The organism is Leptotrichia hofstadii, from assembly GCF_007990525.1.
Classification (GTDB): domain Bacteria; phylum Fusobacteriota; class Fusobacteriia; order Fusobacteriales; family Leptotrichiaceae; genus Leptotrichia; species Leptotrichia hofstadii.
In genome coordinates this window covers 335154-352360 of sequence record NZ_AP019823.1, presented here as the reverse complement: position 1 = coordinate 352360, position 17207 = coordinate 335154, and the positions used below count along the sequence as shown (strand labels likewise).

General features: G+C 31.9%; 13 protein-coding genes. 5 read left to right on the top strand and 8 right to left on the bottom strand.

The window, feature by feature from the left end:
• Window positions 1-61: 61 nt before the first annotated feature.
• The 6 genes from glyQ to FVE77_RS01565 form a co-directional block, all read right to left on the bottom strand.
• A complete protein-coding gene (glyQ, locus tag FVE77_RS01590; protein ID WP_006805766.1) occupies window positions 62-937 on the bottom strand; it encodes a glycine--tRNA ligase subunit alpha in 876 nt (291 codons plus the stop codon).
• Between the two features lie 328 nt (window positions 938-1265).
• The gene (locus FVE77_RS12575; protein WP_172966407.1) at window positions 1266-1424 is read right to left on the bottom strand and encodes a hypothetical protein; all 159 of its coding nucleotides are present in this window, start codon (window positions 1422-1424) and stop codon (window positions 1266-1268) included.
• A gap of 207 nt (window positions 1425-1631) precedes the next feature.
• Window positions 1632-2135 carry a signal peptidase II gene (lspA, locus tag FVE77_RS01580; RefSeq protein WP_269472247.1) on the bottom strand — a complete coding sequence of 168 codons (504 nt, stop codon included), beginning with the start codon at window positions 2133-2135 and terminating at the stop codon, window positions 1632-1634.
• Window positions 2136-2209: 74 nt separating this feature from the next.
• On the bottom strand, window positions 2210-5002 hold the full coding sequence (gene ileS / locus FVE77_RS01575) for an isoleucine--tRNA ligase (RefSeq protein ID WP_026745247.1): 2793 nt from the start codon (window positions 5000-5002) through the stop codon (window positions 2210-2212).
• A 217-nt stretch (window positions 5003-5219) separates the two neighbouring features.
• Complete coding sequence (locus tag FVE77_RS01570) at window positions 5220-6797, bottom strand: L-lactate permease (RefSeq protein ID WP_026745246.1); 1578 nt, start codon at window positions 6795-6797, stop codon at window positions 5220-5222.
• 184 nt (window positions 6798-6981) lie between these two features.
• A complete protein-coding gene (locus tag FVE77_RS01565; RefSeq protein WP_026745245.1) occupies window positions 6982-9147 on the bottom strand; it encodes a Tex family protein in 2166 nt (721 codons plus the stop codon).
• Between the two features lie 242 nt (window positions 9148-9389).
• Here FVE77_RS01565 and FVE77_RS01560 point away from each other — a divergent pair, with 242 nt between their 5' ends.
• The 5 genes from FVE77_RS01560 to FVE77_RS01540 all read left to right on the top strand — a co-directional run bounded on the left by FVE77_RS01560 (window position 9390) and on the right by FVE77_RS01540 (window position 14366).
• The gene (locus FVE77_RS01560) at window positions 9390-9863 is read left to right on the top strand and encodes a hypothetical protein (protein WP_026745244.1); all 474 of its coding nucleotides are present in this window, start codon (window positions 9390-9392) and stop codon (window positions 9861-9863) included.
• A gap of 300 nt (window positions 9864-10163) precedes the next feature.
• Window positions 10164-10685 (top strand): hypothetical protein, encoded by a 522-nt coding sequence (locus FVE77_RS01555; protein WP_006805756.1) that lies wholly within the window; start codon window positions 10164-10166, stop codon window positions 10683-10685.
• Between the two features lie 286 nt (window positions 10686-10971).
• Entirely contained in the window at window positions 10972-11517 is a 546-nt protein-coding gene (locus FVE77_RS01550) for a hypothetical protein (RefSeq protein ID WP_026745243.1), read from the top strand.
• Between the two features lie 126 nt (window positions 11518-11643).
• Entirely contained in the window at window positions 11644-12294 is a 651-nt protein-coding gene (locus FVE77_RS01545; RefSeq protein ID WP_026745242.1) for an SGNH/GDSL hydrolase family protein, read from the top strand.
• Window positions 12295-12548: 254 nt separating this feature from the next.
• A complete protein-coding gene (locus FVE77_RS01540; protein ID WP_026745241.1) occupies window positions 12549-14366 on the top strand; it encodes an acyltransferase family protein in 1818 nt (605 codons plus the stop codon).
• An 86-nt stretch (window positions 14367-14452) separates the two neighbouring features.
• Here the strand turns inward: FVE77_RS01540 and smpB are convergent, their stop codons facing one another.
• Both smpB and rnr read right to left on the bottom strand, forming a co-directional pair.
• Window positions 14453-14902, bottom strand: a complete 450-nt coding sequence (gene smpB / locus FVE77_RS01535) for an SsrA-binding protein SmpB (RefSeq protein ID WP_026745240.1) — start codon at window positions 14900-14902, stop codon at window positions 14453-14455.
• 21 nt (window positions 14903-14923) lie between these two features.
• Entirely contained in the window at window positions 14924-17191 is a 2268-nt protein-coding gene (rnr, locus tag FVE77_RS01530) for a ribonuclease R (protein WP_026745239.1), read from the bottom strand.
• Between the last annotated feature and the right edge of the window lie 16 nt (window positions 17192-17207).

The following is a 17207-nucleotide window of genomic DNA, read 5'->3' as shown; positions in this document are numbered from 1 at the left end:
TTTATCACCTCTCTTTTTATAAATTATAAAAAGTTCCCTTTTCCCCTATAATTTCTAAATTCTAATTATTTTTATTCAACAACGGGAATCCCAATCTCTCCCTTGCCTCCACAAATTTCTCTGCACATTTCTTAGCCAAATCCCTGATTCTTAAAATATAAGACATTCTTTCTGTGGTACTGATTGCACCTCTTGCATCAAGGTTGTTGAATGTGTGTGAGCATTTTAGAACGTATTCGTAGGCTGGAAATACTAAGTCGTTGTTTAGGCAGTTTTGAGCTTCCTTTTCGTACATATCAAAAAGTTGGAAGTGCATTGGAACGTCTGCCACTTCAAAGCTGTATTTTGATAATTCATACTCAAACTGGAATCTTCTTTCTCCGTATTTTACGCCTTTTGTCCATTCTAAATCTTTTACATCGTCCTTATTTTGCAAATAAAGCGCAATTCTTTCAAGTCCATAAGTTATTTCAGATGGAACAATGTCAACTTCCAGTCCTCCAACTTGCTGAAAATATGTAAACTGTGTAATTTCCATTCCATCCAGCCAAACTTCCCATCCTAATCCCCACGCTCCAAGCGTAGGGCTTTCCCAGTTATCTTCCACAAATCTTATGTCGTGTTCCTTAGGATTAATTCCTAATGCCACTAAACTTTCTAAGTAAAGTTCCTGAATATTTTCTGGCGATGGTTTCATAATTACTTGAAACTGATGATGTTGGTACACTCTGTTGGGATTTTCACCATATCTTCCGTCTTTTGGACGACGTGATGGCTCAACATAGGCAACATTCCAAGGTTCAGGCCCTAACGACATTAAAAAAGTGTCTGGATTAAACGTTCCCGCACCTGTTTCAATATCGTACGGATTTGATATTATACACCCTTTATCTCCCCAGAACTTTTGAAGAGTTAATATAATTTCCTGAAAAGTCATTTATCTCTATCCTTTCTCTTTTTTATTAATTTTATTTTCAAAATCACTGCTACTAAAGTCAATAATGCTATAGTTGTATATTTAATAGTATTAAACGTTGTTATATTTATTTTATTTGATAAATAATTATCCTCTATAAATTTATAGTATGGTGATAATTTCTTTTTTTCTCCATATTGTCGTATAACTTTAAATGGATATTTCAAATTAAGGTTTTTTATTTTTAATTTTTCTTTTAATTGTTCTTCTGTTAAATTAAATATTTCTTCTTTTGAATTAATGATAAAATATCCTGATTTTTCATCTATTTTTTTTCTTTCTTTTTCAGTTAATTCATCATACCTGCCAAATAAAAAATATCACTTGGAAGCTCTTCAATTTTATTAATATAGCCAATCCAATTATTTTTTTCTTTTTTTAAACCTTCTAAATAACCGACATTTGTTAAATAATAAGCAGTATGTTCAAAATCTTCTATTTCTACCAAATATCCATTTTTTAATTTTAAAACTGTATTTTCTTTAACAGGAAACCAAATAAAGAAAAATAAGAGCACAAAAATTAGTATTCCAATATTTATTTTAAATGTTGTTCTTAGTTTATTTTTTGAAATTATTATGCTTATAATCAAAATAATCACTACTATAATTAGAACAAAAAATAACAATACTAAGATTAGCCCTCCAAACATCAATTATTCACCACTCTTTTTCTTTCTACACTTTCTTACTAAATAATCAATTACAATAATATAAATCCCAATATGCACATACATATCTGCTACATTGAATACGAAAGCCCAGATTCCTCGAAAATCTATCATGTCAATTACATATCCACGAAGAATCCTGTCAATCATATTTCCTGCAGCTCCAGCGGCAATTACTGCTACTCCTATTTTTGTCCATTTGCTGTAATTCTTAAAGTTTTTGTACTCTACAGCGATTACGTATATAATTAGAACTGCACTTGCTATTGTAAATAAATTGATTTTTCCTTGCAATAGACCAAAAACTCCGCCGTGATTTTCAACATAAGTCAAGTGAAAGAATTTATCTATTATTGGTATTGAAAAACCTTGCGTTCCACCTGATACGTTGTACATTAACTGCTTTGTAATCTGATCTAATGCAGCTAAAACCAAAATAATAATTATATAAGGCATTCTTTTCTCCTCACATTTTTTATTAACACATATTTGTAAAAAACGAACTAAATAAGTTATTTTTAATTTAGCTTTATTTAGTCTTATTTTACAAAATAAATTTTATGTTACATTTTTTCCAAAACGCTTGCACATCTTGGACATACATCTGGGTGGTTGTGATTATGGCCTACTTCCTCATCGTATTTCCAGCATCTTTCACATTTTTCTCCAGACGCTTTTTCCACAGCGATGTTAATTCCTTCGATTTCGCTTTCTGCTAAATTATCACTTACAAATTTAACTTGAGATACGATAAACAAGTCAGAAACTTCATTTTCTGTATAATCTTTTATAAATGAATATTCATCATTGGCAATGTTTAAAAGAACTCTTGCATCAAGAGAATGTCCTATTAATCCATTTTGTCTTTCTGCTTCCAGCTTTTTGTTCACTTCTCTTCTTAGACGTGCGATTTTATCCCATTTTTGTGCTAATTCTTTATTTAAGCATTCAGGTCTTGCTTCAATCCATTTTGATAAATGTACACTTTCTTCTTCTTTTAGTGTTTCTGGAATTCTTTCCCAGATTTCATCAGCCGTAAACGACAATACTGGGGCAATTATTCTTACTAGCACTTTCAGAACTTCTGTCAATACAGTCTGTGTGCTTCTTCTTTCAATTGAAGTTGTCCCTTCGCAGTAAAGTCTGTCTTTTACGATGTCCAGATAGAATGAAGACATTTCCATTGAGCAGAAATATGTAATTTCCTGGAATAGACTGTAAAATTCGTATTTATCGTAAAATTCTGTTGTTTTAGCCTTCAATTCTTCCAGTTTGTGCATTGCCCACTTGTCAATTTCAAACATATCCTTATAGTCAACTTTATCATTTGCATAATCAAAATCATTTAAGTTACCCATCAAAAATCTAGCTGTATTTCTGATTCTTCTATAAGCGTCAGACATTTGCTGTAAAATATTTTCTGAAATTCTTACATCTTCTCTGTAATCTACTGAAGAAACCCACAGTCTTAAAATATCTGCTCCGTATTTTTCTGTAATATCTTTTGGAAGTATTGTATTTCCAAGTGATTTAGACATTTTTCTTCCTTGTCCGTCCATTGTGAATCCATGAGTTAGGATTCTCTTGTAAGGTGCATCTTTTGTACTTGCGATTGATGTCAACAATGAAGATTGGAACCACCCTCTATGCTGGTCACTTCCTTCAAGGTACAAGTCTGCTGGTCTTGGCAAGTTTCTTGGCACTAGCACACTTCTATGTGAAACTCCTGAGTCAAACCAGACGTCCATTATACTTCTTTCTTTTCTAATATCCACATCTTTCAAGTTATATTTTTCCAAAAGTTCATCCCCGATAATTTCTTTGGCTTCATATTTCCACCAAATGTCAGTTCCTTCTTTTTTTACCATTTGAATTACTCTGTCCATAATTTCTGGCTCATAGATAACTTCATCAGTCGCTCTGTTGTAGAACAATGGTATCGGTACACCCCATACTCTTTGTCTTGAAATAGTCCAGTCTGGACGAGTTTCTAACATTGAACCAATTCTATTTTTACCCCAAGATGGTACAAATTCCACATCATCTAGCGCTTTTATAGCATTTTCCCTAATATCGCTTTCATCAACACTAATGAACCATTGCTCAGTCGCTCTGAAAATTACAGGTTTTTTACTTCTCCAGTCATGCGGATACGAGTGAACAAATTTGCTGTGATGCAATAAATGCCCGCTTTCTGTCAAGTCCTGCACAATTACATTGCTTGCTTTTGCATAAAACATTCCTTCGTATTTTCCAGCTTCCTTTGTCATATGCCCTCTGTCGTCAACTGGCGACAATACTCCAAGTTCATATTTTCGTGAATAATTGTAATCGTCCGCTCCGTGTCCAGGTGCCGAGTGTACTGCTCCAGTCCCTGCATCAGCCGTAACGTAATCTCCAAGCATTACCAGCCCTTCTCTATCCAAGAACGGATGTTTGTAATGAGTTTTCTCAAGTTCAGTTCCTTTAAATTCCTTCAATAATTCATAAGAAATTCCAAGTGTGTTAAATACAGTTTCAGCTAGTTCTTTTGCTAAAACTAAATTCCCTTTTTCTGTTTTGTATAATCCGTAGTCAAATTCAGGATGTAAAAATACTCCCAAGTTTGCAGGCAATGTCCAAGGCGTTGTTGTCCAAATAAGAATACTTGCCTCTTCCACTCCTAATTTATCCAATAAATCCTGTGTCCCTTCAAATTTCACATAAATTGAATGAGATTCTACATCTTTATACTCAATTTCCGCTTCAGCCAAAGCTGTTTCAGTAGTAGGAGACCAGTAAACTGGTTTTAGCCCTTTATAAACATAACCGTTTTCATAAATTTCCTTAAATACTTTTAACTGTTCCGCTTCATACTCAGGCATTAAAGTAATATAAGGATTATCCCAGTTTCCTAAAATTCCAAGCCTTTTGAATCCTTCTTTTTGTTTTTCTACCCATTTTAAAGCATATTTTTTACATTCCTGCCTAATTTGCAATGGGGTCATATTTTTTGCCTTTTCTCCAAGTTCTTCCATTATTTTCCACTCGATAGGAAGACCATGTGTATCCCATCCTGGAATATATGGTGCATTATAACCTCTTAATCTTTTGTATTTTAAGATAATATCCTTCAATATTTTATTTAATGCATGCCCAATGTGAATATCTCCATTTGCATACGGAGGTCCATCATGTAACACAAAAAATGGTGCCCCTTCGTTTAATGATTTTTCATAAATTTCAGCTTTTTTCCAGTCCCTTAATGTTAAAGGTTCTTTTTGAGCCAGATTAGCTTTCATTTTAAAGCTCGTCTTTGGTAAATTTAGCGTTTTTGCATAATCTACCTTGTCTTCCACATTATTATTTTCCGACATTTTTCCTCCCATATTTTTATTTTAAATTATTCTCTTTATTTATGTTTTTTATTATATCACAATTTTATACATTTTAAAATAACTCAGCTTTATATATTATTTTTTTCTTAGTTATTGTCCTTAAATATACAAATAAGGAGATACCAAATTTTTAGTATTCTCCTTTTTCTTTAATTATTATATCTAAATTTTTAAATTTTATTCAAATTTTTAGTTACTAATGTATCATTCCTGCTCCAACAAATGTCAAAATACCTAGCACAAGTCCATACAGTACAGAATATTTAATAGTTTTTCCTAAAAGTTCTCCGTCTTTTCCATTTAATGCTGCAGAAACTGATGTTACAATTGCGATATTTTGTGGTGAAATCATTTTACCACCTGTAGCTCCAGCGGTATTAGCCGCAATTAACAATGACTGCAGTGCTGGATTTTGTGATAATCCCTTCGCTACTCCTACTTGAATTCCACCAAATAACAAGTTAGATGACAAATCACTTCCTGTAACAAATGTTCCAATTGTACCTAAGAATGGTGCAATGAATGGGAATCCTGATCCAGTCAATGTTTTAAGACCGTCAGCAATGCTTGCTGTCATTCCGCTGTGCTTCATAACTACTGAAAGTGCTACAATTCCCATGATTACTAACATCTTATCTAATTTATGATAAATTGTATGACCTAGTACTTCAACCATGTCTTTTACTTTTACTTTTTGAATAAATCCTGCGATAACTGTTGCTGCAAATAAAGGTGCGGCTGGTGCCAAAATCCATTTAAACGCAACTCCAGCTTCTTTTGCGCTTTTTGCATCTCTAAACCAAGTTGCCCAATGCCCAAATGAAAAATCAATTGTTGAAATTGTATGTTCATGCAAAGGCTCATTTATAACTTTAACAACCGGACTTGTCCCTACGATTAAAACTACCATTAAAATATACGGAAGCCAAGCTAAAATTGCATCTTTAGTAGAAACAGCCACAGTTTCAAATCCTTCTTCCGCCTTAACAAACATTTTTGTTGCAATAATCATTAAAATCATTGCTAATAAACTTGAAATAATTGTAGGAAGTTCAGCTCCAGTTGCCATAGCTATTAATGGCTGTACCATATACCCAATAATTGATGCGATAATTACTGGCAAAATTCCTTTTCCAAAAGCTGGATTTTTTCCGCCATCCATTTCTTTATTTGCAAAAACTACTAAAATAAAAGGAATAATACAAGTTAATATTAACAATAGCAATGATGTAAATAATGCTGTCTGTTGAGGATTTAATCCAAAGTTTGAAATCATTGTTGTAACTGGAAGTCCTACTGTTCCAAATGCTGTCGGTGTCGAATTTGCAATTAAGCAAATCATTGCCGCTGTCATAGGAGAAAATCCTAAAGAAATCATAATTGCCGCTGGAATTGCAACCGCTGTCCCATATCCTGCAATACCTTCTATAAATCCACCAAATCCCCAGGCAAGTATTAAAGCTTGGGCACGTCTGTCTGATGTAATGTTTCCCAACATCGTTTTGATGATTTCAATTTTACCATTTTTTACTGATAAGTCATAAGCAAAAATAGCCGCTATTATTACAAATCCAATTGGCATCCAAGCCACTGCAAACCCTTCAAAAAGTGAAGCAATAATTCCTTGAACCGGAATTCGCCAACTTGACATGACAAAGTTCAAAATAATCGCTACAGTCAAGCTCGCATAAGTACTAAATAACGCAGATTTTTTTAAAACTGCTAACAAAATTAAAAATAAAATTATTGGTATTAAACCTACTAAAAATTCCATTTTTTCTAAACCTTCTTTCTATAATTTTGTTAAAATAATTAACATTTTATACTATATCTTATCAAATTTTTTACAAAAGTACAAATTTTTTTCTAAATTAAATTTTAGCCTATTCCAAAACTAAACAAATAAAATTAAACAATTCTAACTTTGAACAAATTAAATTTAATTTTCAAACTCTTATTTAAAGCCCCTTTCTTGTAAGTCCAACTCTTCCTCTTTCCTTATCTAGTGACAATATTTTAACTTTTATAATTTGTCCCACAGAAAGTTCCTTTGTAGCGTCCGAAACAAATTTTTCTGCTATTTCAGAAATATGAATCAAAGCATCATTTTTTAGCCCTATATCAACAAATGCCCCAAATTTTGCCACATTTCTTACAGTCCCTTCCAGAACCATTCCTTCTGTCAAATCATCCATGTTCAAAATATCCGAACGTAAAAGCGGTTTTTCAAATTCATCACGGGGATCACGTCTGTCTTTTAGCAGTGCCTCGTACACATCCTTCGCTGTTTCCCTTCCAAAATCATTTTCCTTAATAATTTTTTCCAAGTCTATTTTCTGCAATTTTTGTCTTACAGCATCCAAATCGTTCTTCAAATCCTCAACTTTACAGCCAGCTTCCTTCAAGATAATTTCTGCAATGTGATATGATTCTGGATGGATAATCGTGTTATCAAGCGGATTTTCACTGTCAGGCACAACAACAAATCCTGCCATCTGCTCAAATGCCTTATCTCCCAGACCTTTTACTTTTTTAAGCTGTTTTCTGTCCTTAAAATCACCATTTTCGTGTCTATAGTCCACAAGATTTTTTGCCACATTTTTCTTAATTCCAGAAACAAAACTTAATAATGCCCATGAAGCTGTATTTATATTGACTCCTACGTTATTTACTACATGCTCAATTGTCTGTTCCAAAGTTTCATTTAATTTTTTCTGATTTACATCATGCTGATACATTCCCACTCCAATTGATTTTGGATCAATTTTTACAAGTTCTGCCATCGGATCCTGAATCCTTCTCGCAATGGAAATTGCTCCTCTTGCCGTAACATCCAGATCAGGAAATTCCTCAATAGCAAGTTTGGAAGCAGAGTAAATCGAAGCCCCAGCCTCATTTGCAATCAGATATGAAACTTTTTTCTTAGAATCCTTTATTACATCGGCAACAAAAGCCTCTGTTTCCCTCGAAGCTGTTCCATTTCCAATTGCAATAATATCCACGTCATATTTTGCTATATAGTCCAATATTTTTTTCTTTGCAGCAGCAAGCTGTCTTTCGTTATGTACTCCATCTACAAGAAAAAGTACGTCATTTGTTTCGTAAAATCCATCTTTATTAATAATTACCATCTTGCAGCCTGTTCTATATCCTGGATCCAATCCCATAAGTGTTTTTTTCGATAAAGGCGGTTGTAACAATAGTTTTTCCAGATTTTCAGAAAAAATGTTGATTGCTTCTTCTTCCGCTTTTTCTGTATAAATATTTCTCACTTCATTCTTTATGGATGGATAAGCCAGTCTGTCCAGTGAATCTTTTATAATTTCCTTAAAAAATTCAGTCAAATTTTTATTTTCAAAAGTATTCAGAATAAAGTTTGTTATAACTTCTTCTGTTTTTTCGTCAATATCAATGTCGACTCTCAATATTTTTTCCTTTTCTCCACGATTTAACGCAAGAATCCTATTTGAAGCACTTCTACCAATCTGCTCCGAATATTCATAATAATCCTGATAAACACCTTTTTCATCATTTTCCTTATTTTTCTCAATAACTTTAGAAGTTAAAATCCCAAATTTTGCAATTTTATCCCTTAAGAACTCCCTGATTTTAATATTTTCCGAAATATCCTGAGCGATAATCAAGTGAACTCCTTCAATTGCAGCCTTAACATCCGCCACTTCTTCCGTAACATACTTCTTGGCTTCTTTTTCCAGCTGCTCCATCGTAGTTCCTTTTGCCAGTGCAAATTCTGAAAGAGGCTCCAACCCTTGATCTTTTGCAATATCCGCCTTTGTTTTTTTCTTTTTCTTATAAGGCAGGTACAGATCTTCCACTTCCTGCAGTTTCATCGCATTTACAATACTTTTATGCAATTCCTCAGTTAATTTTCCCTGCTCCTCAATCAGCCTTATAACTTCCTCTTTCCTCTTTTCCAAATTTCTGTAATACGTAATTTTCTCAATTACATCCCTAATCTGCTCCTCATCCAGATTTCCTGTAACTTCCTTCCGATACCTAGCAATAAACGGTACAGTCGCACCTTCATCAAAAAGTTTTATCGTATTTTCCACTTGTGGCACTTTAAAATTTAGTTCCTTTGCCACACTAGCTACAATATCCAATGTCTTTCCTCCATTTACAGTTTGATTTTTTTATTTGAATTTATCAAAATCTATTTTAGCATAATTTATAAAAAATAACCAGCTGAATAATTTTATTCAATCTATTTTCTAAAAAAATTTCAAAAAATCGCAAAAAAAAAAACAGTATTGACTTACTGTAAATTCTATTATATAATTTTATTAATCAAGAAGCAGAATAAAAAATTTGCTATTTTGAAAACAAATAAAAAGGAGAATTTACCATGAAGAAAAATTTTAAAAAATTATGTCTGCTAATGGCAGTATTAGCAATGGGAGCAGTAACTTATGCAAATGGAAGCGCAACTGCTCAAAATAATACTCAAGGCGTTACACAAAGCGAAGAATTTCCAGGTGGATTAGCAAAAGGAATAGATCAGAAATTTACTACAGATGGAAAATTGCATGCAGAAAAGTTTTTGAATAAAACACTTAGTTATACAGACACAGCTGATACTTTTAAAATTCAAAAAGACAGTAAAGGGTATTTTTTGACAAAATATATCGATGAATCTGCAGAACAAGACGGTTCTGGTTCAATAAAAGAGGAAAAAGTAAGATTAAGATTAGAAAAGAATGTATTTCTTAGAGAAGTAGCCAAAGATGGGGATTATGCTTATGCTTACGACACAAAGCTTAAAAAAGTAGTAATAGTAAACCCACATAACAATTATAAAATAATGACTATAGTTGATTAAAAATCTGATTTTAGATTTTATTCAGAACTTTATAACTTATATTTATTAAAAACAGGGAGAAAATTAACCTTTTCGCAAATTTATTTGTCTATTGCGGTTAGTTTTCTCTTTTTTTATTCCTTCGATTATCTATAAATTTTAGAGTTATTTGAAATATATTTTTAACAGTATAAATTTTACCGTTATTAAAAATGATGAAAAAATTACTTGACATTTCAAAAAAATGATATATAATTATATTGTAATAAAACAGAAAATTATTTACTCGAAAAAACAAAAAAATAAAAAGGAGAATTTATCATGAAAAAGAATTTAAAAAAATTATGCGTTCTAATGGCAATGTTTGCAATAAGTGCTGTATCTTATGCAAATGAAAGTATTATTGCTGAAAATAATACACAAAGCATTCAGCAAGACGAAGAATCTCTAGGCGGATTAGCAAAAGGATTCGATCAACAATTTACTACAGATGGAAAATTGCATCCAGAAAAGCTTTTGAACAAGAAATTTGGCTATCCAGATTCATCAGACAGTTTTAAAATTCAAAAAGACAGCAAGGGATATTTTTTAATACACTATGTTACTGAAGGTGTCTATTCTGACAATTTCAACACTCAGAAAGACTACAAATATTCTGATAAACCTGACGGTAAAACGATAGTAAAAGAGGAAAGAATCAGATTAAAATTGGAAAAGAATGTATTTCTTAGAGCCCTTGGCGATAATAATAATGATTACGCCTATGCCTACGATACAAAACTTAAAAAAGTGGTAATTATAAATCCATACAACGATTATAAAATAGTGTATCCTGTTAATTAATCACAATAATTTTAACTTTTTTGAATTTTTCAATTTTAAAAATAACGAGAAAATTAACTTTAGTAAACAAATTTACACTTAAATTACAGTTAATTTTCTCTTTTTTATTGTCTTAATTATCCATAAATTTTAGAATTATTCAAAACACACTTTCAACATCATATATTTTACTGTTAATAAAAATGCTAAAAACATAGTTGACATTTTAAAAAAAATATTATATAATCATATTGAAATAAAACGGAAATGTATTTACTTTAAAAAATAAATTTTGGAGGAATTATATATGAAAAAAATATTTCTACTTATAACAATAATAGCTATCGGTCTGCTATCTTGCGGAAAGAATGAAACAGCAAGCACTGAAACCTCTGTTTCTCAAAGCGGCGCACAAAACACCGCACAGCAATCGCAGGAAAATAATGGAGATAAATCTGCTGATACCACTGATTTCCCTGATGAAAGCAATGAAGAATATCCAGGAGGAATGGTAAAAGGAATGGATCAGGAATTTGCAACAGACGGAAGCTTGCATGAAGAACAGTTTTTGAACAAAACATTTGGTTATACAGATACATCCGATTCTTTTAAAATACAAAAAGACAGCAACGGATATTTCCTAACAAAATATCTTGATGAATCAGCCGAAGCAGGAAAGGAAATGCCTGTAAAGGAACAGACAATTAGGCTAAAACTGGTAAAAGATGTATTTCTCGTAGAAGAAGACAATAACGATGACGGAATTTTAGCTTATGCCTATGATACAAACTTGAAAAAAATGGTATTCATAAATCCATACAATAAATTCAGAATAATGCTTGTAGCTGACTAAACTAGTATTTTCCCAATATATTTTTTATTAAAAAATTCAATTTTTAAAAAATTTGACAAAAGAAAAATAATATCTTATAATGATTTGTTAAAAAAATTTAGTAAAAAATAAAAAGGGAGAAAGATTATGAAAAAATTTTTGTTTATTTTAGTAATATTAGTTTTTGGCTCTGGAATCATCATTGCCAAAGAGATGTTTAGTGGAAAAGTGCCTGAAGATATTGTGTTCGTAGGGGATTCTATAATGAACAGCAGTAAGCAGTACATTGGTCCTAATTTTAAAAATCCATATTTTGATACAAAAATATCGCGTCAATTTTCTACACTTCCAGGAATTGTCACAAAATTAGTCGAAGATAACAAGTTAAAGACTGTATTAGTTGTTCATCTTGGAACAAATGGAAAATTTACAGACAAGGACTTTGATTATGTTATGGAAATGGCAAATGGAAAAGATGTATTCTTTATGAATACTGCCCACAAGGATCCATGGGAACAGGAAGTAAATAGAAAGCTTAAGGAAAAAGTAGATCAATATCCAAATGCCTATCTAATAGACTGGTACTCTTACGCAAAAGGTAAAAATGAGTATTTTTACAAGGACAGAACTCATCTGAATGACAAAGGGCAAAGATATTACGCAGACTTTTTAACTAACGAAATTAAAAAACATTATCTTGGAGAAAATGACAAAGCAAAAACTCCAAAAGATAATTCTTCAAATGCACAAGAGAAAATCATAAAAATGGACAAAATAATCGATTTAAGAAAACAATAATTTTTTATAAAACTACTTTAATTTCAAACTAAGAAAGTTAAGCTATATCATAAAACATAGTATTCTATGTAATTTGGCGATTTGTTTTAAAGTAGTTTTTTTATTAAATTTTATATCTGAATACACTTGAACTTTTCAAAGTCAAGGTAATAAAATTAGACAATCTTCAGGTTTAAGCGAAAAAAGAAAGAGCAAATTACGTAATTAAATTATTAAACAAATATATTTTTGAAAGAAAGGAATTTTTTTATTTTATGAAAAAGGAAAGAATACAGAGCCTTGACATATTAAGGACAATTGCACTTGTTCTTATCTGCGTTTATCACTGGTTTTCCTATAAGGGAACTTACATTGGCGTTGTTATATTTTTTGCATTAAGCGGATATTTAGTTACGAGCGGACTGCTTTCAAGAGATTTTTCAATATTTACAGTAATTAATAAAAGGTTGAGAAAAGTCTATCCAAGTCTTCTGGTCGTAATTTTAGCTTCAACTGTTGCATTATATTTCGTAAACAATGGACTTGAAATGAAATATAAGTACAGCGCTTTATTTTCAGTCCTTGGACTGAATAACATCTACCAGATTTTTTCAAAAATGTCGTATTTTGATAACTTTGGAATCATCTTGCCATTAACACACATCTGGGCATTATCTTTCCTGATACAGATGTATGTATTTTTCCCCATTCTGATACAAGGATTAAAAAAACTTAAATTAAAAAATAACACAATTGGTATCATATTTTTAGGGCTGGGAACAATTTCAGCTTTGATGATGGCTTATATATTTTATATAACTTCAAAATCTTCAGAAGGAGCTGATTTTTCAAGAATATATTACGGAACTGATACAAGAGCTTTCGCTTTCTTTATTCCCGCGGGGATAGCATGTTTTTATGCAAATAGGGAAATTAAAAAAGATATTGAGAAAAAAATTATATTTACTCTCGGTATTCTAGGATTAGCCTTATTAGCTTTCTTCTGCTTCGGAATAGACTACAGAAGCGCCTACAATTATTACGGATTAATGTTCTTGTCAAGCATTTTAATCGGATTTACAATTGTTTTATTTTCAAAACCTGAATTAAGAAAGCTCAGCCTTTCAAAATATCCAAAGATATTTAATCCTTTTATAAGATTAGGGCAGCATCAGTACCAGTACTATCTTTGGCAATACCCAGTTATGATATTTGCACGTGAATATTTTAAATGGACAAAACTTTCAAATACACAGCAGTTTTTTATGCAAATTATTGTTTTAGTCGCTATTTCAGAATTAAGTTACCTTTTATTTGAGAAAAAAAGCATAAAATATATAAGTTATCCTCTTTTGATTTCTATTTTTGCTGTTTTAATATGCTCTCCAGTTTACGAAAATAAAGATCTGGAAGAAATGAAGGCGGCACAGGCGGCAGCGTCCGTAGAAGAACCTAAACCTGTTCAACCTGCAACGCCATCAGCAAATGCACAAACTAGCAATCTGACAATGGATGAGCTCCTAAAGGCAATAAATACTCCATCAAAAGGTATTGAAGAAGAATCAAAAATTCAAGATGAAATTTTGCAAAAATATCCTAATGATGAACGGGAAATATTATTTATCGGAGATTCTGTATTAGATATGACAAAAGTTGACCTAAAGAAAAAATATCCTAATGCGATTATCGAAACAAAAGTTGGACGTCAATTTTATGAATTGCCAAATATGCTGAAAAATTACGCTCAAAATGGAAAATTAAGAAAAATAATTGTAATTGCACTTGGAACAAATGGTACAATTTACGAAAAAGATATGAAATCTGTTTTGGAAACATTGAAAGGGCATGAACTTTACTTTATAAACACGGTTATGCCTGATCCATGGCAAGACAGCGTTAATGCAGAAATCAAGAAGGCAAGCGCCGAGAATCCAAATATAAAAGTAATTGACTGGTATTCATACTCAAAAGGTAAACAGGAATATTTCTACAAAGATGGAACACATCCAAAACCTCATGCGGCGAAAAGATACATTAACCTGCTTTACTCTGTATTAAGCAAAGATATTTTAAATTCAAATACAAATAAATAATCTAAAAAAAAAAGAATGTACCCTATTTAAAAGGTACATTTTTTATTATCAGAAATTTATATTTTCTAACTTTTACCATTCTCAATCTATCTTCCAAAATTCTTTTGAATTTTCTTCATATCCCTGTCAATATCTTTCCTTTTCAGCGATTCCCTTTTATCGTGTATCTTTTTACCTTTTGCAAGCCCTATTTCCATTTTTACAAGCCTTTGCTTTGTATAAACTGAAATTGGAACAATAGTGTAGCCTTGTTCTTTGATTTTCTCACTCCATTTCTTTATTTCACGTCTATTCAAAAGCAATTTTCTCACACGGGATTCTGCCACATTATTAATATTTCCAAATTCATAAGGTGTAATATGCATGTTCATTACAAAAACTTCATCCCGTATAATTCTTATAAAACTTTCTTTTATGCTGACTTTTCCAGCTTTTACTGATTTTACTTCCGTTCCTACAAGTTCAATTCCTGCTTCCAGCTTGTCTTCTATGAAATAATCGTGAAAAGCCTTTTTATTTCTAGCTAATACTGGCATTTTCCCTCCTTCCAATATTCTTTATTCCTCTTCAGCCTCCTCGATTTTTGCTCTTTCTTCCACATAAGGTATGACCTCAATTTCCATTTTTGTATAACTTGCACTTACAACACTTACTTTCATTGTGCTTCCCATAGTATAGGACTCATTATTTCTTTTATCTATGATTTTAAAGTTTTCTTCATCATAAATAAAATTATCACGTGCTGTTGTAACATTGTAAACTACTTCTATGTGATTTTCCAGTTCCATAAATATCTTATTTTTATTCATCCCGCTAAGTCTAGCAATATAAACTTGCCCAATTTTATCTTGCATATACTCAATCAACTTGATTTTTACACTGTCTTCTTCCAGTTTATCCGCTATTCTTTCAGTTCTCGAAATACTTGAGGCAATTGCTTCAAAATTAGCTCCATATTTAGCCTTTTCTTTTTCGTTCATAAATTTTTCAATCGAACGTCCAAGCATTCTATGAACAATTAAGTCAGAATAACGACGTATCGGTGATGTAAAGTGCAAATAATATTTAGAAGCAAGACCAAAATGTCCCAGATTTTTGTTGGCATATCTTGCACGCTGCATTGCCCGTAAAATCAGTTTGTGAATCAAATACCCTTCTGGCAGTCCTGTCGTTCTTTCTATTATGTTCTGGAATTTGCCAGGATGCATTTCTTCCAATCCTTTTAGGGAATATCCAAATTTTATCAGTGTTTCATTCAATGCCTGAACTTTCGCCTTGTCAGGATCTTCGTGGACTCTGTAAATTGCTGGAATTTCTTCCCAGAAAAGTTTTTCCGCCACAGTTTCATTTGCAATAACCATAAAGTCTTCAATAATTCTTTCAGCTTCCCCTCTAGAACGCAATACGATGTCCTTTACGGCTTTATTCTCATCTAAGACTACCTTTATCTCAGGTAATTCAAAATCAATGCTCCCGCGTCTCTTTTTGTTGTTTCTGATGATTTTAGATAATTCCAGCATATTTTTAAGCATTTCATCAATTTTTCTATATTTATCATATAGATTTCGATATTCTTCAGATTCTTCATTTTTTTCCAAAATTGTATTCACATTTTCGTAAGTCATTCTGTATTTAGATTTTATAACCGATTTGTAAAAATCATTTCTTACAACTTTACCTTTTTTATCCAAATCCATTTCTACAGTAAAAGTTAGCTTATCCTCATTCGGATTAAGCGAACATAAATTATTTGACAATTTTCTTGGCAACATAGGAATTACCCTGTCTACAAGATAAATTGAGTTTCCACGCTTCAATGCTTCTGTATCAATCTCGCTATTTTCTCGTACATAGTAAGAAACATCGGCAATGCTTACAAAAAGTTTATACCCATCTTCTGTTTTTTCCACATAAACTGCATCATCTAAATCCTTCGCATCAGAGCCATCAATTGTAATAATGTCAAGATGTCTCAAATCTTTTCGATTTTTTAGTTCTTCCGAAAAATCCTCATCAATTTTGTCCAGTTCCTGCAAGACTTCATTTGGAAATTTCTCCTCAATTCCTTCATTCAAAAGCAATGATGAAATTAGTGCCTCTGTATCCTTAGGACTTCCCAGAACGCTTACAATCTCTCCTTCTGGCTTTCTTTCCTCATCTCCCCAGAAATCCACCTTTACAGCCACTAAATCTCCAGTTTTTGCACCTTTTATCAATTTTTTTGGAATATAAATATCCTTTGGAGAATTTCTTGGACGCACAAAGCCAAAACTTAAATTATGCTCAAAAACACCGACAATAACATCCCGATTTCTTTTCACAACTTTGTAAACTTCCCCTTCACGCTTCTTTCCATCTGAACTTTCCTTCAAAATACGTACTAAAACTGTATCTCCATTCATAGCTGTATTCAAATAAGATCCAGGAATAAAGACGCTAGCCTCTCCATTAATATCAAGAAATCCAAAATTTCCACTGGAAATAGAAATTTCCCCTTTCACAAACCCTTCCTTCTCAGGTAAAGTATATTTTCCATTCCTTTTCAAATAAATATCGCCACTTTCTTCCCACGCATTCAAAAGCTGCTTATACATTTTCCGCTTTTTCTGGCTCCATTCCAGCAGCTGCAATATTTCCTGAAAAGTAAACTCATACTCTGCCAGTACTTGCCGCAAATATTTTAATTCACGCTCTTCCTTAAGTTCAATCTTTTGAGTTTTCTGATTTTCTTTTTTATTATTAAATTTTTTTCCCTTATGAAAATTTTTCTCATTATTTTCAATATTTTTATTTTTATGTTTTTCTTTCTTTTTTTTATTTCCCATATTTTCCCTCTGTCTT

Bases quoted from the DNA above. Each gene is read 5' to 3' on its own strand.
- FVE77_RS01555 (WP_006805756.1), top strand. From the start codon at position 10,164: ATGAAAAAGAATTTAAAAAAATTATGCGTTCTAATGGCAATGTTTGCA.
- FVE77_RS01540 (WP_026745241.1), top strand. From the start codon at position 12,549: ATGAAAAAGGAAAGAATACAGAGCCTTGACATATTAAGGACAATTGCA.
- glyQ (WP_006805766.1), bottom strand. From the start codon at position 937: ATGACTTTTCAGGAAATTATATTAACTCTTCAAAAGTTCTGGGGAGAT.
- FVE77_RS01550 (WP_026745243.1), top strand. From the start codon at position 10,972: ATGAAAAAAATATTTCTACTTATAACAATAATAGCTATCGGTCTGCTA.
- smpB (WP_026745240.1), bottom strand. From the start codon at position 14,902: ATGCCAGTATTAGCTAGAAATAAAAAGGCTTTTCACGATTATTTCATA.
- rnr (WP_026745239.1), bottom strand. From the start codon at position 17,191: ATGGGAAATAAAAAAAAGAAAGAAAAACATAAAAATAAAAATATTGAA.
- FVE77_RS01560 (WP_026745244.1), top strand. From the start codon at position 9,390: ATGAAGAAAAATTTTAAAAAATTATGTCTGCTAATGGCAGTATTAGCA.
- ileS (WP_026745247.1), bottom strand. From the start codon at position 5,002: ATGTCGGAAAATAATAATGTGGAAGACAAGGTAGATTATGCAAAAACG.
- FVE77_RS01545 (WP_026745242.1), top strand. From the start codon at position 11,644: ATGAAAAAATTTTTGTTTATTTTAGTAATATTAGTTTTTGGCTCTGGA.
- FVE77_RS01570 (WP_026745246.1), bottom strand. From the start codon at position 6,797: ATGGAATTTTTAGTAGGTTTAATACCAATAATTTTATTTTTAATTTTG.